The sequence below is a fragment of the Actinomycetota bacterium genome (assembly GCA_016700055.1).
Classification (GTDB): Bacteria; Actinomycetota; Acidimicrobiia; order Acidimicrobiales; family Ilumatobacteraceae; genus Kalu-18.
The window spans coordinates 2,943,898-2,966,120 of sequence record CP064997.1 but is presented as its reverse complement, the minus strand read 5'-3'; the positions used below and the strand labels follow the sequence as shown (position 1 = coordinate 2,966,120).

Annotated in this window: 24 protein-coding genes and 1 tRNA gene; 12 read left to right on the top strand and 13 right to left on the bottom strand. The window is 70.0% G+C overall.

Annotated features, from left to right (window positions below; translation table 11 throughout):
* Positions 1-16: 16 nt before the first annotated feature.
* Genes IPM43_14350 through IPM43_14340 form a run of 3 tightly spaced genes read right to left on the bottom strand, consistent with a single transcriptional unit; the run spans position 17 to position 2,935 of the window.
* Positions 17-1,390: an HlyC/CorC family transporter gene (locus tag IPM43_14350; GenBank protein ID QQS24559.1), complete on the bottom strand. Its 1,374-nt coding sequence runs from the start codon at positions 1,388-1,390 to the stop codon at positions 17-19.
* Entirely contained in the window at positions 1,387-1,986 is a 600-nt protein-coding gene (ybeY, locus tag IPM43_14345; GenBank protein ID QQS24558.1) for an rRNA maturation RNase YbeY, read from the bottom strand. Before ybeY ends, IPM43_14350 begins: the two co-directional genes overlap by 4 nt.
* Complete coding sequence (locus IPM43_14340; protein ID QQS24557.1) at positions 1,979-2,935, bottom strand: PhoH family protein; 957 nt, start codon at positions 2,933-2,935, stop codon at positions 1,979-1,981. Before IPM43_14340 ends, ybeY begins: the two co-directional genes overlap by 8 nt.
* 97 nt (positions 2,936-3,032) lie before the next feature.
* On the opposite strand from IPM43_14340, the gene IPM43_14335 reads away from it, so the two are divergent.
* Positions 3,033-4,574 (top strand): bifunctional diguanylate cyclase/phosphodiesterase, encoded by a 1,542-nt coding sequence (locus IPM43_14335; GenBank protein ID QQS24556.1) that lies wholly within the window; start codon positions 3,033-3,035, stop codon positions 4,572-4,574.
* A gap of 61 nt (positions 4,575-4,635) precedes the next feature.
* Positions 4,636-5,868: an acyl-CoA dehydrogenase family protein gene (locus IPM43_14330; protein QQS24555.1), complete on the top strand. Its 1,233-nt coding sequence runs from the start codon at positions 4,636-4,638 to the stop codon at positions 5,866-5,868.
* 57 nt (positions 5,869-5,925) lie between these two features.
* Here the strand turns inward: IPM43_14330 and IPM43_14325 are convergent, their stop codons facing one another.
* The 4 genes from IPM43_14325 to IPM43_14310 all read right to left on the bottom strand — a co-directional run bounded on the left by IPM43_14325 (position 5,926) and on the right by IPM43_14310 (position 7,978).
* Positions 5,926-6,213 (bottom strand): EthD family reductase, encoded by a 288-nt coding sequence (locus IPM43_14325; protein ID QQS24554.1) that lies wholly within the window; start codon positions 6,211-6,213, stop codon positions 5,926-5,928.
* Positions 6,214-6,303: 90 nt separating this feature from the next.
* A complete protein-coding gene (locus tag IPM43_14320; GenBank protein ID QQS24553.1) occupies positions 6,304-6,642 on the bottom strand; it encodes a cupin domain-containing protein in 339 nt (112 codons plus the stop codon).
* A gap of 48 nt (positions 6,643-6,690) precedes the next feature.
* Complete coding sequence (locus tag IPM43_14315; GenBank protein ID QQS24552.1) at positions 6,691-7,572, bottom strand: amidohydrolase family protein; 882 nt, start codon at positions 7,570-7,572, stop codon at positions 6,691-6,693.
* A gap of 64 nt (positions 7,573-7,636) precedes the next feature.
* Positions 7,637-7,978, bottom strand: coding sequence for a VOC family protein (locus IPM43_14310; GenBank protein ID QQS24551.1), 342 nt, complete (start codon positions 7,976-7,978; stop codon positions 7,637-7,639).
* A gap of 212 nt (positions 7,979-8,190) precedes the next feature.
* Between IPM43_14310 and IPM43_14305 the strand changes: the two genes are divergently transcribed.
* From IPM43_14305 to IPM43_14295, 3 genes are all read left to right on the top strand, one after another.
* Positions 8,191-8,799 carry a DUF4956 domain-containing protein gene (locus tag IPM43_14305; protein ID QQS24550.1) on the top strand — a complete coding sequence of 203 codons (609 nt, stop codon included), beginning with the start codon at positions 8,191-8,193 and terminating at the stop codon, positions 8,797-8,799.
* Positions 8,796-9,554 (top strand): polyphosphate polymerase domain-containing protein, encoded by a 759-nt coding sequence (locus IPM43_14300; protein QQS24549.1) that lies wholly within the window; start codon positions 8,796-8,798, stop codon positions 9,552-9,554. The genes IPM43_14305 and IPM43_14300 overlap by 4 nt, the downstream gene beginning before the upstream one ends.
* Positions 9,555-9,618: 64 nt before the next feature.
* A complete protein-coding gene (locus IPM43_14295) occupies positions 9,619-11,547 on the top strand; it encodes a carbohydrate-binding domain-containing protein (protein ID QQS24548.1) in 1,929 nt (642 codons plus the stop codon).
* A 91-nt stretch (positions 11,548-11,638) separates the two neighbouring features.
* Here the strand turns inward: IPM43_14295 and IPM43_14290 are convergent.
* Positions 11,639-11,710, bottom strand: a tRNA-Cys gene (locus tag IPM43_14290).
* Positions 11,711-11,852: 142 nt separating this feature from the next.
* Between IPM43_14290 and IPM43_14285 the strand changes: the two genes are divergently transcribed.
* Positions 11,853-13,094 carry a hypothetical protein gene (locus IPM43_14285; protein QQS24547.1) on the top strand — a complete coding sequence of 414 codons (1,242 nt, stop codon included), beginning with the start codon at positions 11,853-11,855 and terminating at the stop codon, positions 13,092-13,094.
* Between the two features lie 54 nt (positions 13,095-13,148).
* Here IPM43_14285 and hypE read toward each other — a convergent pair whose 3' ends face one another.
* The 5 genes from hypE to IPM43_14260 form a co-directional block, all read right to left on the bottom strand.
* The gene (hypE, locus tag IPM43_14280; protein QQS24546.1) at positions 13,149-14,231 is read right to left on the bottom strand and encodes a hydrogenase expression/formation protein HypE; all 1,083 of its coding nucleotides are present in this window, start codon (positions 14,229-14,231) and stop codon (positions 13,149-13,151) included.
* Positions 14,224-15,327, bottom strand: coding sequence for a hydrogenase formation protein HypD (gene hypD, locus IPM43_14275; GenBank protein ID QQS24545.1), 1,104 nt, complete (start codon positions 15,325-15,327; stop codon positions 14,224-14,226). Before hypD ends, hypE begins: the two co-directional genes overlap by 8 nt.
* Positions 15,324-15,569, bottom strand: a complete 246-nt coding sequence (locus tag IPM43_14270) for a HypC/HybG/HupF family hydrogenase formation chaperone (GenBank protein ID QQS24544.1) — start codon at positions 15,567-15,569, stop codon at positions 15,324-15,326. The genes hypD and IPM43_14270 overlap by 4 nt, the downstream gene beginning before the upstream one ends.
* 1 nt (position 15,570) lies before the next feature.
* On the bottom strand, positions 15,571-17,967 hold the full coding sequence (hypF, locus tag IPM43_14265; protein ID QQS24543.1) for a carbamoyltransferase HypF: 2,397 nt from the start codon (positions 17,965-17,967) through the stop codon (positions 15,571-15,573).
* 315 nt (positions 17,968-18,282) lie between these two features.
* Entirely contained in the window at positions 18,283-18,900 is a 618-nt protein-coding gene (locus IPM43_14260) for a hypothetical protein (protein ID QQS24542.1), read from the bottom strand.
* An 85-nt stretch (positions 18,901-18,985) separates the two neighbouring features.
* Between IPM43_14260 and IPM43_14255 the strand changes: the two genes are divergently transcribed.
* From IPM43_14255 to IPM43_14230, 6 genes are read left to right on the top strand one after another with little or no spacing between them, the layout of a single operon-like run.
* Complete coding sequence (locus IPM43_14255) at positions 18,986-19,180, top strand: zf-TFIIB domain-containing protein (protein QQS24541.1); 195 nt, start codon at positions 18,986-18,988, stop codon at positions 19,178-19,180.
* Positions 19,180-20,262 (top strand): glycosyltransferase family 4 protein, encoded by a 1,083-nt coding sequence (locus IPM43_14250; protein ID QQS24540.1) that lies wholly within the window; start codon positions 19,180-19,182, stop codon positions 20,260-20,262. The genes IPM43_14255 and IPM43_14250 overlap by 1 nt, the downstream gene beginning before the upstream one ends.
* Positions 20,246-20,875: a nucleotidyltransferase gene (locus tag IPM43_14245; protein ID QQS24539.1), complete on the top strand. Its 630-nt coding sequence runs from the start codon at positions 20,246-20,248 to the stop codon at positions 20,873-20,875. The genes IPM43_14250 and IPM43_14245 overlap by 17 nt, the downstream gene beginning before the upstream one ends.
* A 3-nt stretch (positions 20,876-20,878) precedes the next feature.
* Entirely contained in the window at positions 20,879-21,142 is a 264-nt protein-coding gene (locus tag IPM43_14240; protein QQS24538.1) for a hypothetical protein, read from the top strand.
* Positions 21,139-21,867 carry a metallophosphoesterase family protein gene (locus IPM43_14235; protein QQS24537.1) on the top strand — a complete coding sequence of 243 codons (729 nt, stop codon included), beginning with the start codon at positions 21,139-21,141 and terminating at the stop codon, positions 21,865-21,867. Before IPM43_14240 ends, IPM43_14235 begins: the two co-directional genes overlap by 4 nt.
* A 6-nt stretch (positions 21,868-21,873) precedes the next feature.
* On the top strand, positions 21,874-22,218 hold the full coding sequence (locus IPM43_14230; GenBank protein ID QQS24536.1) for a hypothetical protein: 345 nt from the start codon (positions 21,874-21,876) through the stop codon (positions 22,216-22,218).
* Positions 22,219-22,223 lie beyond the last annotated feature (5 nt).

Below are 22,223 nucleotides of genomic sequence, written 5' to 3'. Positions count from 1 at the left end.
TGAGTCGCGCTATGTGTCACAAATCCGACCGAGAACTGGAGGGTTCGTCGGCGACCAGCGGGTCGGCGTGACGCTCGCCGGGGTCGGGCTCGGCGTGGTGATGGCCCAAGTGGCGGTGGCGGGCACCGATCGCACTGACCCGCACCCGGCGGACACGGCGCCCTTCCACCTCTTCGACCAGGAAGCGCCAGTCTTCGTGGTCCACCGTCTCGCCGGGTACCGGTACGTGTTCCAGCGTGCCGAACACGAACCCGCCGACCGTGTCCCACTCCTCGTCGGGCAGGCCGAGGCCGAGCAGCTCGTTCAGGTCAGACACACTGGTGCCGCCGTCGACGAGGTAGCCGCCGTCGTCCAGCGCCTCGACCTCGGCGGTCTCGTTGTCGTACTCGTCGTGGATCTCGCCGACCAGTTCCTCGAGGCAGTCCTCCAGCGAGACCAGCCCGGCGATGTCGCCGTACTCGTCGACGACGATCGCGAGGTGCGCCTTCTCGGCCTGCATCTCGCGCATCAGCCGAGCGACGGCCTTGTTCTCGGGGATGAACCGCACCGGACGCAAGAACTCGGTGACCGGGCGGTACCCGCCGCCGGTGCGCTCCGCCTGCATCAAGTCCTTCGTGTACGCGAGGCCGATCACGTCGTCGCCGTCCTCTTGCACCACCGGCAGGCGGGAGAAGCCGTGCTCGAGCGCGAGGTCGAGCGTGGCGGTGACGCTCTCCGAGCTGCTCACGACGACCATGTCGGGTCGCGGCACCATCACTTCGCGAGCCACGGTGTCGCCGAACTCGATGATCGACTCGATCAGCTCGCGCTCCTCGTGCTCGATCACCTCGTCGTCGGCGGCGGCACCGACGATCCCGAGCAGCTCTTGCTCCGAGACGAACGGGCCTTGCTTCAGCCCCTTGCCGGGCAACAGGACGTTCGTCAACCCGATCAAGCCCCGGGAGAGCAGTTGCAGCGGCGGGAAGTTGACCAGCGCCTCGGTGAACCGGGCCGTGGCGAGCGCCGCGCGCTCGGCCGACAGCACCGCCCATGTCTTCGGCATCGCCTCGGACACCACGAAGAACACGACCACGTTGAGCAAGAAGGCGACCGCCACCCCGACCGCCCCGAACAGCCGGGAGGCGAGCAGCGAGGTGAGGAACGCCTGACCGGTCTGGCACAACGTGATCGTCACCAGCACCGGGTTGATGAACCGCTCCGGATGCGTGACGAGGCGCTCTAGCGACTGCGCCGCCTTGGTGCCCCTCGATTCGGCGATCGCCTTCGCCTTCACCCGCGAGATCCGGTTCAGCGAGGTTTCGGCGACGGCGAGCAGCACGAGGATGAACAGCAGCAGCACGATCACGATCGCCATGACGAGATCGACGGAGGTGAACGAGGCCGCGATCATGCCGAGTGCTCCTGGCGGAAACCGGCCGGCGGCGGAGCACCCCAGTGGTGGGCCTCCAACAGCTCGAGCTCACGCCGGCGCATGCGGGCGGCCTCGTCCGGCTCGGCGTGATCGTGACCGAGCACGTGCAAGATGCCGTGCACCACGAGCAGGGCCAGCTCGTCCTCGATGGTGCCTGCGTGCCCGCCGGCCTGCTCCGCGGCGACGGCGGGGCAGATGACCACGTCGCCGAGCAGCAGCGGCAGGTCGCTCAGGTCGCCGGGCGGGCGGTCGGGCCCGCGGGTCGCCCCTCCGGGGCCGGCGACGATCTCCACCAGCTCACCGGCGTCGATCGGGAACGAGAGCACGTCGGTCGGCCCCGCGGCGCCGAGGTGGGTCTCGTTGAGCTCGGTGATCGACGCTCGGTCGATGAACAGCAGCGAGAGCTCGGTGCCCCCGCGCACGCCTTCGGCCACGAGCACCGCTTCGGCAAGACGCTGCCAGCGCGCCACGTCGACGGGCACCTCGGTCTGCTCGTCGGCGCAGAACACCTCGGCCGCCTCGTCGCCACCGACGCGGCGCTGCCTGCCGAGGCGTGGCCGGGACGCCTCACCCACCGGTCGGGCCTCTCTCGTACGCGGCGACGATGTCGGCGACGATGCGGTGCCGCACTACGTCTGCCGCAGTCAGGTGCACGAACGCGAGCCCGTCGATGTCGGTGAGGATGCGCTCCAACCCGGCGAGACCGCTGCGCCCGTCGGGGACGTCGATCTGGGTGACGTCGCCGGTGACCACGACCTTGGACCCGAAGCCGATGCGCGTGAGGAACATCTTCATCTGCTCCGGCGTCGTGTTCTGGGCCTCGTCCAAGATGATGAAGCTGTTGTTCAAGGTGCGCCCCCGCATGAACGCGAGCGGTGCCACCTCGATCGCCTGGCGCTCGAGCATCCGCTGGGCACCGTCGGGTTCGAGCATGTCGTAGAGCGCGTCGTACAGCGGGCGTAGGTACGGGTCGACCTTGGCCATCAGGTCGCCGGGCAGGAATCCGAGACGCTCGCCGGCTTCGACCGCGGGCCGGGTGAGGATGATCCGCTGCACCGCCTTGGCCTGCAAGGCCTGGACCGCCATCGCCACCGCGAGCCAGCTCTTGCCCGTGCCGGCCGGGCCGATGCCGAACGTGATCACGTTCGCCCGGACGGCATCGATGTACCGCTTCTGCCCGGCGGTCTTGGGGCGGATCGACCGCCCGCGCGCACTGCGCATGATGTCGTCGGTGAGGACCGTGCTCGGCCGCTCGTCGGCGCGGATCATGTCGATGCTGCGCCCGATGGTGGCGTCGTCGAGTGGCTCGCCGCGCTGCAGCAGGAGCACGAGCTCTTCGAGCAGGTGCCCGACGGCGGCGGCGCCGGCGCCACTGAGGGACACCTCGTTGCCGCGCACGTGGATCTCGGTGTCGGGGAACGCAGCCTCGATGCGGCGCAGATGTGCGTCACGCGTGCCGAGCAGCGCGGGCATGAGGTGCGAACCGGGGACGACGACGGAGGCGGTGGAGGCTCGTGTTGTCATGTGGTGTTTGGCCAGCGCCGCGGCGTGGTGGCACACCGTACCCCGCAGCGACCATTCCCACGTTCGATCACCGACTGAAACTACATTGCGTGGTCACATGGCTACCGAACGTGGGCACGGGAGGTTCTGGTCCTCGGGCGCCCTTGTCGACGGCGCGGTGGCGCTGGTCGGGGTGTGGATCGTCTTCTGGAGTGCACGGGGCGTGGCCGCTCGCGCGCTCGCCATCGCCGCCGTGCTCGCGGTTGCCGCGCGGGCCGCGCATCGGTCGAGGGCCAGCAACCGTGAGCACGCCGCACTGCGCCAGTCCGCCCACACCGATCCCCTGACCGAGCTGGCGAACCGGGCGCTGCTGATCGAGATGATCTCCGGCGCGTTGGCTGCTTCCTGGGAGTCCGGGCGCCGGCCGGCGGTGCTGTTCATCGACCTCGACCGGTTCAAGACGATCAACGACAGCCTCGGGCACGCCGTCGGTGACATCGTGCTCACCACGGTCGCCGCCCGGCTGCTCGACGTCGTCCCCGCGGGCGCGACGGTCGGGCGGATCGCCGGTGACGAGTTCGTCGTGCTCGACCCCGGATCGAGCGGTCCCGACGCCGCGATGGCGTTGGCCGACAAGGTGCTGGATGCCTTTCGCGAGCCGATCACGCTGCGCACGGGCGATCTCTTCGTCACGCCGAGCATCGGGGTCGCGAGCGCCAACCCGAACGCGAACGAGTATGCAGACGACCTGCTGCGCGCCGCCGACGCGGCGATGTACCGGGCCAAGAACCGTGGCCGCAACAGCATCGCCTTGTACGACGAGTCGATGCTGCACAGCGCGTCGCACCGCCTTGCCACGGAGACCGCGCTCTACAGGGCACTCGAGCACGACGAGCTGAGGCTGTATCACCAGTTGGTCATCGACATCGAGCACGGTGACGTCGACGGGTTCGAGGCGCTGATGCGCTGGGAGCGCGCGGAGGGCACGTTCGTGCCGCCAGGGGAGTTCATCCCCATCGCCGAGGAGACCGGCACGATCGTGCCGATCGGGTCCTGGGCGCTCGTCGAAGCGCTCACCCACCTGCGTTCGTGGATCGACGAAGGCGAGTGCGGGCCGATGGCGTCGATGTCGGTCAACGTGTCGCCGAGACAGCTCCGCGACCCGAACTTCCTCGGCATCGTCAACGAAGCGCTCATCCGCTCCGGCGTGCCGGCGCGCCAGCTCTGGCTGGAGGTGACCGAGGGGGTGATGGTGACCGAGCCCGAGCAGGCCCTCGCCACCTTGCGCCGGATCAGGGCGCTCGGCGTACGGATCGCGATCGACGACTTCGGCACCGGCTATTCGTCGCTGTCGCTGCTCCAGCGGTTCCCGATCAACCGGTTGAAGATCGACCAGGCCTTCGTGTGCGGGCTCGCCACCGACCCGAGCGCGCGCTCGCTGGTGCGCGCGATCGTCGCCATGGGGCGCTCGCTGGGGCTCGACACGGTGGCCGAGGGGGTGGAGGACGTCCGCCAGCTCCAGATCCTCGGCGAGCTCGGCTGCCACAAGGCGCAGGGTTTCCTGATCAGCCACCCGGTGCCGCGAGCGGCGGTGCCCTCCACCGTGCGTGCCCTGGATCAGCTGGGATCCTGGCCCGCCCTCGGCGCTCGCCCCGGCTGATCGCTACGCGACCACTTCCCGGGTTCCCCATAACGCGGCGGCGCGTGCAAGCATCCACCGCATGAGCACGAGCACCGAGGACGAGCTGAGCGCCGTCGAGGCAGAGGCCTTCCGGACCCGGTGTCGGGAGTTCCTCGACGCCCACGCCACAGGCATCAGCTCTGGCGGGCCCGAGTCGCGTGGCGACAGATCACTGACCGCTGGCCGCCGGTTCCAGAAGGCGCTGGCCGAGGCCGGCCTCGCCGGGTTGGCGTACCCGGCCGAGTTCGGCGGCGCCGGGCTGACCCGAGCCCACGAGCGCATCTGGCGCGAGGAGTACGCCCACTACCCGAACATGACGTTCGAGCTGACGATCAGCCACGGCATGTGCCTACCCGTGCTCAACGACTTCGGCACCCACGAGCAAAAGGCACGGTTCCTCCCGAAGAACATCTCCGGTGAGGAGCTGTGGTGCCAGATGTTCTCCGAGCCGGGTGCGGGCAGCGACGTGGCGAGCCTCCAGACGAAGGCCGTGCGCGACGGCGACGAGTGGGTGCTGAACGGTCAGAAGGTGTGGACCACGTTGGCCCATCACTGCGAGTTCGGCGTGATCATCGCCCGCACCAATCCCGACGCGCCGAAGCACGCCGGCATCTCGATGTTCATCCTCGACATGCGCGGCCCGGGCGTCGAGATCCGGCCCATCCACCAGATCGACGGTGGCAGCCACTTCAACGAGGTCTTCCTCACCGATGCCCGCATCCCCGCCGACTGGCTGCTCGGCGAGCTGAACAACGGCTGGAACCAGGCCACGGCGATGCTGATGTACGAGCGCGTCGCGATCGGCACCGGCGCGACGAGCGGGGTGAGCCACCCGAACGCGGACATGCTGATCGCGGAGGCCACTCGGCGGGGCACGATCACCGACCCCGTGCTGCGCCAGCGCTTGATGGCGCTCTACAGCGAGGAGCTCACGAAGTCGCTCGTGTCGATGCGCACCCGCGCCGAGCTGAAGGCCGGCAAGGCGCCGGGCCCGGGCGGATCGCTCGGCAAGCTGCACGGCGCGAAGATCGCCCGCATCTGCCGTCCCCTGATCAGCCATGTCCTCGGCCACGACTCCGACGCGTGGATGCCCGGGGACCGCGCCGAGAACTGGGCAAGGATCATGCTGAACAGCTTCCAGTCGAGCATCGCCGGCGGCACCGACGAGATCCAGAAGAACATCATCGGTGACCGCGTGCTCGGCCTGCCCCGCGAACCAGCGGTCGATCGCGACGTGCCCTTCCGCGACCTGCTGGTGGGCACGCAGGGCTGAGCAAGAGCGGGCCAGCCCGCGGCGACCCAGCCCGAAAACGACCCAGCCCGTGACGACCTAGCCGGTGACGACCTCGGACGTCTGCAGCACCGCCTGCGCGTTCGTGACGTTGACGACGTCGGCCATCGCCTCGCCGGCACCGCCCATCGCCGCGCCGAGAGCTTCGAGCGAGTCGAAGTAGAGGTTCCCGACGGCGATGTAGGGGCCGTCGACACGGCTGTCGATCTCGACCTTGCGCAGCCCGGGCATCACCCGCTGGACGATCTCCATGTGCTTGGTCTTGTAGTAGTCCATGTCGAACGTGATGCCGTCGCCGGCCGGATACAGAACGCTGACCTTGATCACTTCGTGCCCCCTTGGCGGACCTGGCCGGGCTGATCCGCCCGCGCCGGCTCGCACCGTAACGCGACGCCCTCGGGTGACGGCGAGCGGAGCTCAGCCGGCCTGCGGCTGCAGCATCGTGAGCTGGAGCACCGTCGGCTCGCGGGCGACTACGGAGTGGGCCAGCTTGCCCTCGAGATGCGCGAGGCCGCCCGGGCGAAGGTCGAACGTCTCCCCACCGGCGCTCACCTCGAGCTCGCCGGAGAGCACCTGCAACAGCACGGGCACACTCGCGGTGTGCTCGGTGAGCTCCTGGCCGGCGTCGAACGCGAACAGCACCACGCGGGCACCGGGGGCCTGCAGCACGACCCGCGAAAGGGTGCTGTCGGGCTGTACCGCCACGAGTGACTCGACGTCGTCGAGGCGCGTCACGGGCTGGGTCGAATCGCTCATGTGCTCACCCTAGGGCGACATGGTCCAGCGGGTTCAGGCCGGGTGCGGTCAGGCGCCGTCGAGCTTCAGCACCTTGGCGGCGTTGTCGCGCAGGAACTGCGGCCACACCTCGGCCTTGAACGGCACCTGCTCCATCTCGGTCATGATCCGCTCCAGCGAGAGCCCCATCGGGAAGTAGCCGGCGTAGATGATCTTGCCGGCACCGCGCGTGTTGGCGTAGTCGATGATCGCCTTCGGGTAGTGCTTGGGGGCGAATGCCGACGTCGAGTAGTAGAGGTTCGGCCACTTCAGCATCAGCTTCACGGCGAGCTCCGTCCACGGTTCGCAGCCGTGGCGGGTGACGAAGCGCAGGTCGGGGAAGTCGTACATCACCTCGTCGATCAGCTCCACCCGCTGGGGTGCCATCCGCAGGCGCGGGCCAGGCACGCCCGCGCAGCAGAACAAGGCGATGTCGAGCTCACAGCACTTCGCGTAGATCGGGTACATCAGCTTGTCGTTGATCGCGACCTGCGGGAACGTGCCCGACGGGAACACCCCGACAGCGCGGATGCCGTAGGTCTCGTGGAGGCGCACGATCTCGCGGATCCCCTCCATCCCCCGGTTCGGGTCGACGCTTGCCGACGGGATGAAGCGGTCGGGATGCCGGCGCAGCGCTTCTTCGCCGAGCCCGGCCTCGTCGCCGACGCCGATCATCCCCCGCGCGATCCCCCAGCGGTCCATCTCCCGCAGGGTGACGCCGACGGGGTCCTCCTCGGTGCGCAGCTGCTTGTCGGGGACGTCTTTGAACATGTACTCGGCGGGGAACTCGAACTCGTCCTTGGACTCACGGTCCTTCACCTGGTCGGTGATGAACTTGTAGAGCGCCTTCATGTCCCGGTGCGGAAACCCGATCATGGTGTCGATCGCGCCGATGCTCGTGATTTGCGACATGCCTGGCATGCCCGCCGACCTTACGACCCCCCTTCGTTCTCGGTCGGATCAGTCGCGCTATGTGTCACAAATCCGACCGAGAACGCGTGCCGACGCGCAGCCGGTTGCCGTCTGGATCGGTCAGCTCGATCTCTCGAGCCCAAGGCTCCTCGTGCACCTCGGCGGCGAACTCGGCGGCGATGGCGTCGACGTCGTCGACCCAGAAGTACACGAGCGTGTTGGGCGTCGCGTCTCCGAGGTGCTCGGAGAGGTGCAGCCACACGCCCCCTCGCTCCAAGAAGAGGTAGAGCGGCAGGCCTGGCGCGAATCGGTGCTCGCCGGCGACACGGAACCCCATCCGGGCGTACCACTGCGCAGCCGCCCGGGCGTCGGCGACTCTGAAGATCGGCACCATCACCTCAGCCACCCCAGCACGTTAAACCCGCCGTCCGCCAGCGCGTTCTCGGTCGGATCAGTCGCGCTATGTGTCACAAATCCGACCGAGAACGAAGGTGAGCACGCGGTCCAGGGATCCTGTGCGGTGGCTCACAGCCGACGCTCAGCTTCGCTGCGTAGACCTGCGGGTGACTCACCAGACAGCGGACGCCAACGTTCGCCCCCGACCATCGGAGCCACCCAATGTCACTGGCCCTGCTCTTCGCCCTAGACCTCGTCGCCGTCTCCCTCCTGGTACTTGGCGTCTACTTCCCCCGCCACCGGCGCCGCGACATGGTCGTCGCGTACCTCGGAATCAACGTCGGGGTCCTCGGCGTGACGCAGGCGTTGTCGTCGGCCGAGCTCAGCGCCGGGCTGGGGCTCGGCCTGTTCGGCGTGCTGTCGATCATCCGACTCCGCTCGGCCGAGATGGACCAGCACGAGATCGCCTACTTCTTCGGCGCGCTGGCCCTTGGCCTGCTCGGCGGCTTCGCGGTGTCGCCCGGCTGGCTCAGCCCGGCGCTGATGGCGGCCATCGTCGTCGTCATGTTCGTCGGTGATCACCCCGCGCTGTTCGGCCGGTACCGCCACCAGATCGTGACCCTCGACCACGCGTACGTGAGCGAGCCTGTGCTCCAGGCCCGCCTCGAAGACCTGCTCGGCGCCACCGTGCACCGCTTCACCGTCCGCAAGGTCGACCTGGTGAACGACACGACCGTCGTCGACGTTCGCTACGAGGTACCGGTGAGGGCGACCAGCGGGCCGGCCGGCGGCGGTACCACCGGGCCGAGCGAGCTCGAGATGCTGCGATGAGGGCGACGACGTTGGACCGAACCCTTGCTGCGCTCGCCCCAGTGACGCTCGACGAGCTCGACGAGTTCGCCCGGCTCCAGACCCGCACGGACCGCAAGTACCTGCTCACTCCCGAGCAGTTCACCGGCTTGTTGTCGCTGGTGGGAGACTCCTCCAGGGCCCTCGACGTCGACGGGCGGCGGTCGTTCGGCTACGAGTCCCGGTACTTCGACACGCCGGCCCTCGACTCGTACCTCGGTGCGGCCCACCGGCGTCCGCGGCGCTTCAAGGTGCGTACCCGCAGGTACCTCGATTCCGGTGCCTGCTTCGTCGAGGTGAAGTTGCGTGACGCCCGCGGCCGCACCGTGAAGCACCGCCACCCGCACCCTGCATCGCTAGCGGGCACGCTCACGGACGGGTCCCGGGCGTTCCTCTCGGGCTTCGAGCTGGTGCAGCCATGCCTGCCCGGGCTGGAGCCGGTGCTCACCACCCGCTACGACCGCAGCACGATCGTCACCGGCGGCTCGCGGGCCACGATCGACATCGGCCTCAGGTGCAGCACCGGAGCGCGAACAGCCGGGCCGGCGCACACCGTCATCGTGGAGACGAAGACCCCGCACGGCCCGAGCGACGTGGATCGTGCCCTCTGGGCGATGCACATCCGACCCCTGAAGGTCAGCAAGTTCGCGATGGGCATGGCGACGCTGCACCCCGACCTACCCCGCAACAAGTGGCACCGCGCCCTGTCGCTCCACCCCTGGACCGCCCTCGCCTGACGGCCGCGCCGTCCGCGCAAGTTCCCCGTTCACCCCCTCCCCCACCTCTGAAGGAAAGACACCCATGCGAAGCATCCGCAACCTCGCCCTCGCCGGCACCCTCGCCCTGTCGGCACTGGCCGCGTGCTCGACGAGCACCGACACGACCGACAGCATCGCCGTCGAGACCACAACCGGCACCGACGACACGAACGCAGCTACCACCGGCGACACCTCGGACGACACGGCCAACGACACCGGCGGCACCACGGACGAGGCCTCCGGCGACGCCGACGGCACCGTCACCGAGGTGGCCGCGCAGGCAACCGACTCCACCGGTGTCGGCGCCGAGACCCTGGCCGCCAACAGCGAGCGCCACGACCAGGCCGACGACCTCGACTGGAACGCCGACGACGCGGCGGAGATCGTGCTCGGCGGCGACAGCGCCACCGCCTCCGGCGAAGGCGTGAGCGTGGACGGCTCGACGGTGACGATCTCTGCTGCAGGCACGTACGTGCTGAGCGGCACACTGACCGACGGACAGGTGGTCGTCGAGTCCGCCGGCGAAGGGACCGTGCGACTGGTGCTCGACGGCGTCGACATCCACAGCTCCACCACCGCGCCCATCGCCGTGCTCGCGGCCGACGAGGTGGTCGTCGTGCTCGCCGACGGCACCGAGAACCGCCTGAGCGACGAGGCGTCGTACACGTTCGCCGACACCTCCACCGACGAGCCCAACGCGACGCTCTTCAGCGCGGCCGACCTCACCATCGGCGGCAACGGCTCGCTCGCGGTCGAGGGCGCCTACAACGACGGCATCGCCAGCAAGGACGGACTCGTCGTGCTCGGCGGCACGATCACGGTCGACGCCGTCGACGACGGCATTCGCGGCAAGGACTTCGTCGCGGTGGACGCCGGCACGGTGACCGTCGTCGCCGGGGGCGACGGGGTGAAGGCCGACAACGACGAGGATGCCACCCGCGGCTGGATCTCGGTGGCAGGCGGCACGCTGAACGTGACCGCCGGAGGCGACGGGCTGGACGCGAGCACCGACGTGGTGCTCGTCGGCGGCAACGTCGAGATCGTGGCCGGCGATGGCAGCGACGCCGCCATTGCAGCCGACGCTTCGGCCAAGGGCGTGAAGGGTGCGGCGAGCGTCGTGGTCGACGGCTCCGCGCTGGTCGTCGACGCAGCCGACGACGCCGTCCACTCCAACGACTCGGTCGTGATCGCCGCCGGCCAGGTGGTGGCGTCGACCGGAGACGACGGTGTGCACGCCGACGCCACGCTCCTCGTTAGCGGCGGCAGCGTGAACGTGACCGATTCGTACGAGGGGCTCGAGAGCGCCGCGCTCACGATCACCGGCGGGCGGATCGACATCGTCGCCAGCGACGACGGCATCAACGCGGCCGGAGGCAACGACGCCTCGGGCATGGCCGGGCCTGGCGGTGGCGGCGACGGCTTCGCCGGCGGCAACTACAGCTTGACCGTCGAAGGCGGCACCGTCGTCGTGATCGCCGGAGGCGACGGCCTCGACATCAACGGCCCGGTGACGATGTCCGGCGGGACCGTCATCGTCGACGGCCCCACCGAGGACATGAACGGGGCGTTGGACTACGACGGCACGTTCGACATCAGCGGCGGCCTGCTGGTCGCCACCGGCAGCTCGGGCATGGCGATGGCACCGAGCACGTCGTCCGCCCAGCAATCGGTGCTGGCGACGTTCGCCACCCAGGCGGCCGGCACTCTCGTGCACGTGCAGTCGACCGACGGCACGGCGATCGTGACCTTCTCGCCGAGCAAGCCGTTCTCGTCCATCGTCGTCTCGTCCGAGCTGATCGATGCCGCCGCGACGTACGAGGTGTACGTCGGCGGCAGCAGCACCGGCACGGCGACCGACGGCCTGATCGAGGGCGGCGAATATTCGGGAGGCACGCTCGTGGCCACCACGACCCCTGGTGAGGCCGGCACCGGCATGTTCGGCGGCGGCGGCCGCCCTCCGGGCCGTCCGTGACGGCGTCGTTCTCGGTCGGATGAGTCGCGCTATGTGTCACAAATCCGACCGAGAACAACGCGTTCGCGACGGAGTGTTCGAGAGCGGAGAGAGGCGACGAGGGGAATCGAACCCCTGTACAGGGCTTTGCAGGCCCTTGCCTAAGCCACTCGGCCACGTCGCCATCCGCCCGGCACTGCCTGGCGGGACCGCCACCATAGCGGCCCGAAACGGCTGAGCGCCGATCCCCGCCGGGCTTCCGCACACGTCGCGGAGTCTGCGAGTCTGGCGCAGTGCGGGCGACAACGCGACGGTCGGCGTCAGCGGTGATCGTGGCGACGTTGGTGCTCAGCGCGTGCTCCGCCGCCGCCGGCAACACCGACCCGAGCGGGCCGACCACAGGCCCGGCCGACACTGCGCCCCAGGTGTCGACCACGGCGCCCCAGCCGACGACGAACTCGCCCTCCACCGTGCCAGGCACGACCGCACCCGCGGCCACCGAGGCGCCGTCGACCACCCTCGATCCCGTCGAGGTGTTCATGGCCGCCTACGCGTACGCGGAGCCCGGTCCGCACCCCGTCGGCGTCACCACACTCAGCTTGCCCATGGGCCCAGAGGTGGAGGTCTGGTACCCGGCGATCCAGGGCACGACCGGCATCGACGGCTACGACGTCCGCGACTTCGTCCCCGACGCGATCCGGGCGGTCCTCACTGCGGACGTGCCGGCGACGTTCGTCTACGCGGCCGGGCGCGACGCGTGGGTGGAGCCCGGCGCGTTCCCGCTGGTGCTGTTCAGCCACGGCTTCAGCGGGATGCGTCTGAACAGCTCGTTTCTCACCTCGCACCTCGCCAGCCACGGGATGATCGTCGTCGCCCCGGACCACCCGTCGAGGACGCTCGCGAGCGTGCTCTCCGGCAGCGGCAGCCGTGACCCGTCGGAGAGCGTCAACGAGCTGCTCGGCGCACTGGAGCTGATCGTGGCCGAGGGCGCCACGCCGGGTGGCCGCTTCGACGGCCACGTCGACGCCAACCACGTCGTCGCGCTCGGCCACTCCGCCGGCGGGGGCACGGTGATGCGCGCCGCCACCGACGAGCGCATCGACGCCTACGTCTCGATGGCGTCAGGCATCTCCGTCGACGCCGGTGAGCCGCTGCCCGACAAGCCGTCGTTCTTCCTCGCCGGCTCCACCGACGAGGTCGTGCCCGCCGAGGAACGCACCCGGCCCGCGTTCGAGGCGGCACCCTCGCCCACCCGGCTCTGGATCATCGAAGGGGTCGGGCACAACGGCTTCGACGACTTCTGCACGTTCGGCAACGGCCGCGGGATCATCGGCGTCGCCGAGGCCAACGGGCTGCGCGCCCTGCTCGACGCCCAGCCGCAGCTGCGCACGCTCGGCGAGGACGGCTGCGTGCCTCCGTCGGTACCGGTCGAGGTCTCGTTCCCGATCATCCGCCACGCGGTGACCGCGGCCATCCGCTACGAGCTCGGCCTCGACCCCGCCCCGCTCGGCCTCGGGCCGGAGGTGGCCGGTGCCTACGAGCTGACGGTGGAGATCGCCGAGCGCTGATCACGGCACGGCAGATCGCCGCAACGGCCGCGCCACGCACCACGCACCACGCACTCAGCAGATCCGCGGGAGCTGCTCGCCGAGCGGGCGGTCGACGATCCTCGTCGCGCCGAGCGCGGTGCGGGCCACGACGAGACCCGGATGATCCGCGGTGACACGGCCGACGACGACCGAGCCCGCACCCACCTCGGTGCCCTGCATCGCCGCGAGCACGGCGTCGGCATCGTCGGCGGCGACGAAGGCAACCAGCTTGCCCTCGTTCGCCACGTGCAACGGGTCGAGCCCGAGCAGGTTGCACGCGGCTTCGACCTCGGCCGGCACGGGCACCGCGGACTCGACGATCTCGATTCCGGCGCCCGACGTGGCTGCGATCTCGCACAGTGACGCGGCCAGGCCGCCCCGCGTCGGGTCACGGAGTACGTGGACGCCGGCAGCCGCGGCAAGCATCGCGGCGACGAGGTCGTGCAGCGGCGCGGTGTCCGAACGGACCTCCGTGGCGAACTCGATGCCGTCACGCACGCTCAGCACGGCGATGCCGTGCAGGCCGATCGGACCGCTGACGATCACCACGTCGCCGGGGCGGGCCCCGTCCGGGCGCACGTCGACACCACGGGGTACCAGGCCGATGCCGGTCGTGTTCACGTACAGCCCATCGCCGTGCCCGGCTTCGACCACCTTGGTGTCGCCCGTGACGAGGCCGACGCCGACCCGACGCGCGGCCCGGCCCATCGACTCGGCCACACGCCCGAGCAGCGCCAGCTCCAGTCCCTCCTCCAGGACGAAGGCAGTCGAGAGCGCCAGTGGAACGGCGCCGCGCATCGCCAGGTCGTTGACCGTTCCGTACACCGCGAGCTCACCGATGTCGCCGCCGGGGAACACGAGGGGACGCACCACGTACGAGTCGGTGCTGAACGCCAGCCGCACACCTTCACCCAGCTCGAGCACCGCCGCGTCGGCGAGGGTCGCCGTCCGCGCGGCCTCGCCGAATGCGGGCAGGAAGAGGTGCTCGATCAACTCCGCCGACAGCACTCCCCCGCCGCCGTGCCCGAGCACGACGCGCTGATGGCGGCGCAGCGGCACCGGGCACGTCCACCCGGAAACGTCGAGCTCGCCCTCGCCGGGTCGCTGCTCAGCCATCGGCGCCGCGGTACTGGTAGCGGTACTGGTAGTAGGCGGCGCAGGCACCCTCGGAGGACACCATCGGCGCGCCGAGCGGGTTGCGCGGCGTGCACTCCCCGCCGAAGCACTCGCACTCGTCGGGGGTGATCAGACCCTGGAGCACGTCACCGGCTCGGCAGCGCGCCGGCTCCTCCACCTGCACGTCGGCGACGTCGAAGCGCCGTTCGGCGTCGAACGACGCGTACCGCTCGCTCAGCCGCCACCCGCTCGCCGGGATCACGCCGATCCCGCGCCACCGGCGGTCGCACACGTCGAACACGTCGTCGAGCATCGCTTTCGCCGCCGGGTTGCCGTCGCGTCGCACGGCGCGCGGGTAGGCGTTCTCCACCTCGTGGCGGCCGGACTCGAGCTGGCGCACGCAGCGCCGGATGCCGTCGAGCACGTCGACGGGCTCGAAGCCGGTGACCACGATCGGCACTTGGTGCAGCTCGGAGAGCGGTTCGTACGGCGCCGACCCCATCACGGTGCAGACGTGGCCCGCGGCGAGGAAGCCGTCCACCCGCGACGCCGCCGAGGCCGCGATCGCGCCGATCGCGGGAGGGACCAGCACGTGGCTGACGAGCATCGAGAAGTTGCCGAGTCCCTCGCGGCGGGCGACGTGCACGGCCATCGCGGTCGCCGGCGCGGTGGTCTCGAAACCGACGGCGAAGAAGACCACCTCGCGATCCAGGTTGTCACGGGCGATCGCCAGCGCGTCGAGCGGCGAGTACACGACCCTCACGTCGCCACCCTCGGCCCGCACCATGGTGAGATCACGGCTGCTGCCCGGCACGCGCAACATGTCGCCGAACGAACAGAAGACCACACCGTCACGGGCCGCGATCGCGAGCGAGCGATCGATCATCTCCAACGGGGTCACGCACACCGGGCAACCGGGCCCATGGATCAGCGAGAGGCCCTCCGGCAGCAGCTGGTCGATCCCGTACCGGATGATCGAGTGCGTCTGCCCCCCGCACACCTCCATCACCGCCCACGGACGCGTCACCGCGGCCTCGATCCGGGCGAGGAGCGACTGCGCGATCTCCGGGTCGCGGAACTCGGAGAGGTACTTCACGGCGAGGGCTCCTCTTCGCCCGCATCCATTTCGCGGTACAGCGCGAGCGACTCCTGCGCAGCTGCTTCGTCGAGGCGGGCGATGGCGAACCCCGCGTGCACGATCGCGTAGTCGCCGACGGCGGCGTCCGGTGTGTAAGCCATGCACACGGGCCGCCTCACCCCGCCGAAGTCGACGTCGGCCATCTGCACTCCACGGTCGTCGTAGAGCTCGACGATCAACCCGGGCACGCCGAGGCACATCTCAGGCCGTCCTCGTTCCGGCGACGACCGCCTGGCCAAGGGCCAGCCCGCCGTCGTTCGGGGGCACCACTTCGTGGGTCAGCACCTCGAACCCGGCGGCCTCCAGGCCCTCCCGTGCCAGCGTCGTCAACAAGACGTTCTGGAACGTGCCGCCGGTCAGCGCCACGACATCCAGGCCGGATTCGGCCCGTGCCGCCGCCGCCCGGTCGACGACCAGCGCCGCCACCGCGCCGTGGAAGCCGTGGGCAAGCGCCGCCGCGGGCACTCCGGCGCGCACCCCGGCCACGAGCCCGCCGAGCAGCGGGGCGGGATCGATCACCCCGTCGGCATCCACCGCGAACTCCACCGGCCACACGACACCCCCGCTGTCGTGCGCCGCGGCCAGTGCTTCGAGCTCGATCGCCGCCTGGGCCTCGTAGGTGACGCGCTGGCGGACCCCGAGCAGCGAGGCGACGGCGTCGAACAACCGACCCATGCTCGACGTCGTCGCGCACCCCGAACCGCGCTCGACCATGCGGGCCACGACCCGGCGCTCCTCGTCGCTGCAGGCGCGATGAGGGGCGAGGTCGCCTTCACCGCCGTCGATGCCGCAAGCGGCCAGGTACGCGAGAGCGACCCGGCAGGGATTGCGCACCGCAGCGTCGGCGCCCGGCAGAGGAAGTTCTCGTAGGTGCCCGACGCGCTCGAAGCCGGCGTACCCCGCGACGAGCACCTCGCCACCCCAGATCGAGACGTGCCCTTCGACGTCGACGCCGTAGCCCGTCCCGTCGAAGGCCATCCCGATCACCTGCGCGGCCTCGCCGAGGCCGTGCTCGGCCATCAGCGCCGCGACGTGTGCGTGGTGGTGCTGCACCGGAACCACCTCGCGGCCCCCGGCGTTCTCGCGGGCCCAGCGAGACGTGACGTATCCGGGATGCATGTCGACGGCGAGGCGTACCGCGTCGATGCCGTACAGCGCGCAGAGCCTTTCCACGCCGCCCTCGAACGCGTGCAGTGCCTCCAGGCTGTCCATGTCGCCGACGTGCTGGCTCATCCACGCCCGCCTCCCCGCCGCCACGCAGAACGTGTTCTTCAGGTGACCGCCGACGGCGAGCGTGGGGACGGCCAGTTCGAACGGAAGGGTCACCGGTAGCGGTGCGTAACCGCGGGACCGCCGGAGCGGCTCCAGTGCCCGGTGCCGCCCCCGCGACCCGGTACGCACCACCGAGTCGTCGCACGAGACGTGGATCGGGCGATCGTGGGTCACGTACGCATCGGCGAGCGCGGCCAGCCGCACACGGGCCTCGCCGTTCTCGGTGCAGATCGGTTCGTCGGACAGGTTCCCCGACGTGAGCACGAGCACGCGCGGCACGCGGGTGGTGCGGTCGGGCACGGCCCGGAAGAGCAGGTGGTGCAACGGGCTGTACGGCAGCATCAATCCGAGATAGGGGCTGCCGGGGGCGACGTTGTCCGCCAACGGCGCGTCGCTGCGCCGCGGGCAGAGCACGATCGGGCCAGCCGGCGAGGCGAGCACGTCTTCGTCCTGCGCCGAGAGCTCGACGAGCTCACGCGCGACGACCAGGTTCGCGACCATCAGCGCGAACGGCTTGTCGACGCGCCCCTTGCGCTCGCGCAACAGTGCCACGGCGCGCCGGTCGGAGGCATCGCAGGCGAGGTGGTAGCCACCGATGCCTTTGACCGCCACCACCTCACCTGCGGCGATGCTCTCCTGCACGGCGGCGACCACCGCATCGGTTCCTCGGATCACGTCTTGACCGTGCCGCTCGAACGCGAGCTGCGGACCGCAGTCGGGGCACGCCACCGGCTCGGCATGGAAGCGACGATCCGCAGGATCCCGGTATTCGGCGAGACAGGCCGCACAGAGCACGAAGCCGTCCATCGTCGTGCGCGCCCGGTCGTAGGGCAGCTCGCGGATGATCGTGAACCGCGGCCCGCAGTTGGTGCAGTTCGTGAACGGATAGCGGTAGCGACGATCACCGGGGTCGCCGATCTCGCACACACACTCGGCGCATGTCGCCACGTCGGCGGGCACGAGCGTGGTAGGCGCACCGCAGGAGGCGACGGATTCGGCTATCCGAAAGCCCGTGTCGCCGTGGACCGCCTGCGCGGACGCCGTCACCGTCTCGACCACGGCGAGCGACGGGGCGTCGGAGCGCACCCGCGCCGCGAAGGCCTCGACCGATGGTGCGGCGCCCTCCACCTCTACGAACACGCCGTCGGGGTCGTTGCCGACGAACCCCGCGAGGCCGAGCTCGGTCGCCAGACGCTGCACGAACGGTCTGAACCCGACCCCCTGTACGACTCCGGTCAGCCTCAGGCGTCTGCGAACGACGTCGACGGTGCTGGCGACGCTCCCCGGCGATGCATCCGCCGATGATCGGCGAGCCACGCAGCTCATCCTACCGCGGGCCTTCCGGTGAGGCCGTCGTGATCGTCGGTCGTGATCGATCGGTCGTGGCCGTCGGTCGTGACGTGGGGGTTCGGCAGACCGACGCATGCGGGGGTGCCGGCTGCCTGTCCGGCACCCCCGTGCGTCGGCCGAGCTCTCGCTGACTCGGGTCTCGACGGTCGGGTCAGATCCGCCGAGGCTCCTGAGGCGCTAGATCGGCGCGTGTCAGGCCCGTGCGGTGCGGAGGGTGGGTCCCGACATGTCGCAGTCGGTACCCGGACACCAGCGAGGCCAAACCACCAATCGCTCAGATGCTCGGGACGCTCAGATGTTGGGACTCCGCCAGGCCCCGTCCTCGGCGACGATCCTCACCGCGTTCGGGTCGTAGGTGGCCATCACCTCGGCCGCCTCCAGGGCATCGCCCTCGTGGTCGAACGTCGCGGCGACGAGCACGATCGCCGACTCGGGGGCGTGGGGCTGCTCCCACGACCGGTTTCCTGCGTAGCGGCCGCCACCGGCCCACATCGCACCCGCCGCGGCACCGAGCAAGGCACCGAACAGCCCGACGAGAACGCCTGCGACGAGAGAGCTCGCGACGAGCCCGCCGAAGACACCGACGATCAAACCGAGTATCACGCCACCGATCAGTGCCCCGACGGCAAGGCGCCGGACGGGTAGGTCGACGACGCCTTCGGGGTCTTCGCCGCCGGAGTTGACCACCGTCGGCGACGTCGGTTCGACGATCACCGTCTTGATCCTCGGCTCCTCCCTGGCGATCCCGGCGTGGAGGGCCTTGCGCAAACCCTCGACCAAGCTGGCCGCCCGGGTGCGTCCGACCACGTGCGCGACCACGGTGATGTCGTTGAGCGGCACCGCCCCGTCGGGGCACTCCACCTCGTGCTCCGGGAAGTGCTGCTGGGCGTATTCCAGAAGCGTCGTCATGAACGCCTGTGTTTCCCTGTTCCGCGAGTGCCGAAACGCCGGTCTGCACCGTTTGACGCCCACGCCGCCGGGGTAACGGCGACGGATGCAACAGATCACCGCCGGCGCGCCAGATCCGTCGATCTCCGGAATCAGCTCGATCTTCGCTGCCCCCTGCCCACGCTGTGGCGCCGACCTGATGGTCGTCGATGGCACGACGCGCGGCTGCCCGAACTGTGGAGGAGTGTTCCGGCACAGTCTCGGCCACCTGGTTCCCCTCGCGGCGTCGGAGAGCATCTGATGCGCATCGCCCAGATCGCCCCCTTGTACGAAGACGTGCCGCCCGCGACGTACGGCGGGACCGAGCGTGTCGTGGCCGGCCTGTGCGACGGCCTCGTTGCCGCCGGCCATGACGTGACGCTCTTCGCGACCGCTACCTCCACCACGACTGCGCGCCTCGAGCCTGCCGTGCACAGCCCGCTGCGGTCACGCATGGGGGCGGCCGAGCTCGCGGAGCACGGGCCTCGCCTGCACGAGCAGATGCTCGACGAGGTGTTGCTGCGCGCGGACGAGTTCGACGTGATCCACAGCCACGTCGACCTCTCGCTGCCCTACATGAGCGCCGTCGGCTCGCCGTACACGCCCTGGCTGTTGACGATGCACGGTCGACTCGACGTCGCCCACGCCCGCATCGCGCTGTCCCGTGCCCGTGGCGCGGCGCTCGTTTCGATCAGCGACGACCAGCGGCGGGCGGTGGCGTCGCTGCCCCTGCAGTGGATGGCCACGGTGCCGAACGGGCTGGCGCTCGGCGACTACCACCGCCACCCGCGTGACGACGGCGGCTACCTCGCCTTCCTCGGACGCATGTCGCACGAGAAGCGGCCCGACGTCGCGATCGAGGTCGCTCGCCGCACGGGATGGCAGCTGAAGATCGCCGCCAAGGTCGACCCGTTCGACACCGAGTACTTCCGTCACGAGATCGAGCCGCTGCTCGCCGGTGACCACGTCGAGTTCCTCGGCGAGCTCGGCGAGGCCGAGAAGCCTGGCTTCTTCGCGAATGCTGCGGCGACGCTGTTCCCGAGCGACTGGCCCGAGCCGTTCGGGCTCGTGATGATCGAGTCGCTGGCCGCCGGCACACCGGTGATCGCGCTGCGCCGCGGCTCTGTTCCAGAGATCTTGGAGCACGGGGTCAGCGGATTCATCTGCGACGACCCCGAAGACATGGTGAGAGCGGTCGACCGGATCGGCGAGATCGACCCCGCCGACTGCCGGCGCCGTGCCCGCGACTTCGGGGTCGAGCAGATGGCCGACGGCTACGAGCGGGTGTACGCCGAGCTGATGGCCAGAGCGTCCGCGGGAGCAACGGATGCGCGCAGCGCGTGAGATCGAAGAGGTGCGGACCTCGGATCGGAGCTTCCTCGCCGTGCTCACCGAATCGGTGCGCCTCGTCCACGAGGCCGCCATCCCCTTCGCGGTGATCGGCGGGGTCGCCTCGGCCGCCTACGGTCGACCGCGGCACACCAACGACATCGACTTCTTGTGCCGGGCAGAGACCGCCGACGCCGTGCTGAGCGTCCTCGCCGGCGGGGGCTTCCTCGTCGAGCAGACGAATCCGGCGTGGATCTACAAGGCGTTCCGCGACGACGTCGTGGTCGACGTGATCTTCAAGATCAAGTCCGACATCTACTTCGATGCCGAGATGGCCGAGCGGATCCGGTGGATCACCTTCCGCGGCGTGGATCTGCCGGTGGCTCCGCCGGAGGACCTGATCGTCACCAAGGCGGCGACCACCGACGAGACCTCGCCGCGCCACTGGTACGACGCCCTGGCGATCCTGACCGGCACCGAGCTCGACTGGGACTACCTGCTCCGGCGCGCCCGCAACTGCCCCAACCGCGTCGCCAGCCTGTTGCACTTCGCGCTCTCGTCGGACATTCCCGTGCCGGCAGGTGTCGTGCGCAGCCTCGACCAGCGCATCGCCGACATGTGGAGATGACGCATGGACGCCGCGCAGCCCGAGCCCTCGGCATACCGCGTGGCGCACCTGCGCCAGGCGCTGCTCGACGACCCGCGCCTGCGTGAACAGGGAGTCGAGCTGATCGCGGTCGAGTCACGGATCGTCGCCCGTGGTGTGGTCGCGACACCGCAAAGGCGCGTCGCGCTGATCGCGGTCCTCGCCGAGCACGCCCCTGAGTACGAGATCGTCGACGATCTGTGCGTCAGCGCGGTCGAGGAGCCCCACGGCGACCCGGAGGTGCTGTGACCGTCCGGATCGCCGCCGTCGGCGACGTGCACGTGGGCTGCGACACCAGGGGACGCCTGGCGAGCGGACTCCGCTCGATCGCCACCTGTGCAGACGTGCTGCTGCTCGCCGGGGACCTCACGCAGATCGGCACGGTCGAGGAGGCGGATTGCCTGGCGAACGAGCTGGCCGACGTGACCGTGCCGGTGGTGGCCGTGCTCGGCAACCACGACCACCACGCGGAGGAGTCCGCCGCCGTGGTGGAAAGGCTCGAGCGCGCCTCCGTGCAGGTGCTGGAGCGCACGACGACCGTCGTGCAGGTGAACGGCACCTCCGTCGGCATCGCCGGCACGACGGGCTTCGGGGGCGGCTTCGCCGGCCGATGCGCGAGTGAGTTCGGCGAACCGTTGATGAAGGCGTTCGTGCGGCACAGCGCGATGCTCGCCGACGGTCTCGCCGAGAGCCTCCGTGGGCTCACCTCCGACGTTCGCATCGCGCTGCTCCACTACTCGCCGGTGCCCGAGACGCTCGTCGGCGAGCCCCCGGAGATCTACCCGTTCCTTGGCAGCTACCTGCTCGCCGAGGCGATCGACAAGGCGGGCGCCGACCTGGTGGTGCACGGGCACGCGCACCGCGGCACCGAGCGCGGGCTCACGCCGGGCGGCGTCCGGGTGCGCAACGTCGCGATGCCCGTGATCGGCGCGCCGTTCAGGGTGTACGAGCTGCTCCCGACGGAGAGGCGGTGAACGACGATGTCCCTGGTCAAGTCGTTGTGGGCTTCGGTGCAAGGCAATCCGGTGTTCATGCGCCGGGTCAACGGGTGGATGACCATCTTCTGGCTCGTGATGATTCCGATCTCGGTCGTCACCGGGTGGACGTCGCAGGTGGTCTACGTGTCGGTGCTGTCTCTCTGGGCCCTTGTGTCGGGCCACTGGTCGGCGTGGCAGGCCGCCCGGGTCGAGGTGGAGCAGCAGCGTGAGGTCCAGCACCAGCTGGACAACCCGATCGAGGAGCGCGTCGTCGAGAGGTTGGTGGAGACGACCACCGTCGAAGCTGTCTCGACTGTTTCGCAGAAGCCGGTTCCGGGAACCTCTTGAAGATC

Excerpts from the sequence above, each read along its gene's own strand:
- hypE (QQS24546.1), bottom strand. The coding sequence starts at position 14,231 with ATGGCTGAGCAGCGACCCGGCGAGGGCGAGCTCGACGTTTCCGGGTGG.
- IPM43_14245 (QQS24539.1), top strand. The coding sequence starts at position 20,246 with ATGCGCGCAGCGCGTGAGATCGAAGAGGTGCGGACCTCGGATCGGAGC.
- IPM43_14270 (QQS24544.1), bottom strand. The coding sequence starts at position 15,569 with ATGTGCCTCGGCGTGCCCGGGTTGATCGTCGAGCTCTACGACGACCGT.
- IPM43_14350 (QQS24559.1), bottom strand. The coding sequence starts at position 1,390 with ATGATCGCGGCCTCGTTCACCTCCGTCGATCTCGTCATGGCGATCGTG.
- IPM43_14330 (QQS24555.1), top strand. The coding sequence starts at position 4,636 with ATGAGCACGAGCACCGAGGACGAGCTGAGCGCCGTCGAGGCAGAGGCC.
- IPM43_14300 (QQS24549.1), top strand. The coding sequence starts at position 8,796 with ATGAGGGCGACGACGTTGGACCGAACCCTTGCTGCGCTCGCCCCAGTG.
- IPM43_14240 (QQS24538.1), top strand. The coding sequence starts at position 20,879 with ATGGACGCCGCGCAGCCCGAGCCCTCGGCATACCGCGTGGCGCACCTG.
- IPM43_14295 (QQS24548.1), top strand. The coding sequence starts at position 9,619 with ATGCGAAGCATCCGCAACCTCGCCCTCGCCGGCACCCTCGCCCTGTCG.
- IPM43_14230 (QQS24536.1), top strand. The coding sequence starts at position 21,874 with ATGTCCCTGGTCAAGTCGTTGTGGGCTTCGGTGCAAGGCAATCCGGTG.
- IPM43_14315 (QQS24552.1), bottom strand. The coding sequence starts at position 7,572 with ATGTCGCAAATCACGAGCATCGGCGCGATCGACACCATGATCGGGTTT.
- IPM43_14255 (QQS24541.1), top strand. The coding sequence starts at position 18,986 with ATGCAACAGATCACCGCCGGCGCGCCAGATCCGTCGATCTCCGGAATC.
- hypF (QQS24543.1), bottom strand. The coding sequence starts at position 17,967 with ATGAGCTGCGTGGCTCGCCGATCATCGGCGGATGCATCGCCGGGGAGC.
- IPM43_14320 (QQS24553.1), bottom strand. The coding sequence starts at position 6,642 with ATGAGCGATTCGACCCAGCCCGTGACGCGCCTCGACGACGTCGAGTCA.
- IPM43_14250 (QQS24540.1), top strand. The coding sequence starts at position 19,180 with ATGCGCATCGCCCAGATCGCCCCCTTGTACGAAGACGTGCCGCCCGCG.
- IPM43_14305 (QQS24550.1), top strand. The coding sequence starts at position 8,191 with ATGTCACTGGCCCTGCTCTTCGCCCTAGACCTCGTCGCCGTCTCCCTC.
- IPM43_14260 (QQS24542.1), bottom strand. The coding sequence starts at position 18,900 with ATGACGACGCTTCTGGAATACGCCCAGCAGCACTTCCCGGAGCACGAG.
- IPM43_14340 (QQS24557.1), bottom strand. The coding sequence starts at position 2,935 with ATGACAACACGAGCCTCCACCGCCTCCGTCGTCGTCCCCGGTTCGCAC.
- IPM43_14335 (QQS24556.1), top strand. The coding sequence starts at position 3,033 with ATGGCTACCGAACGTGGGCACGGGAGGTTCTGGTCCTCGGGCGCCCTT.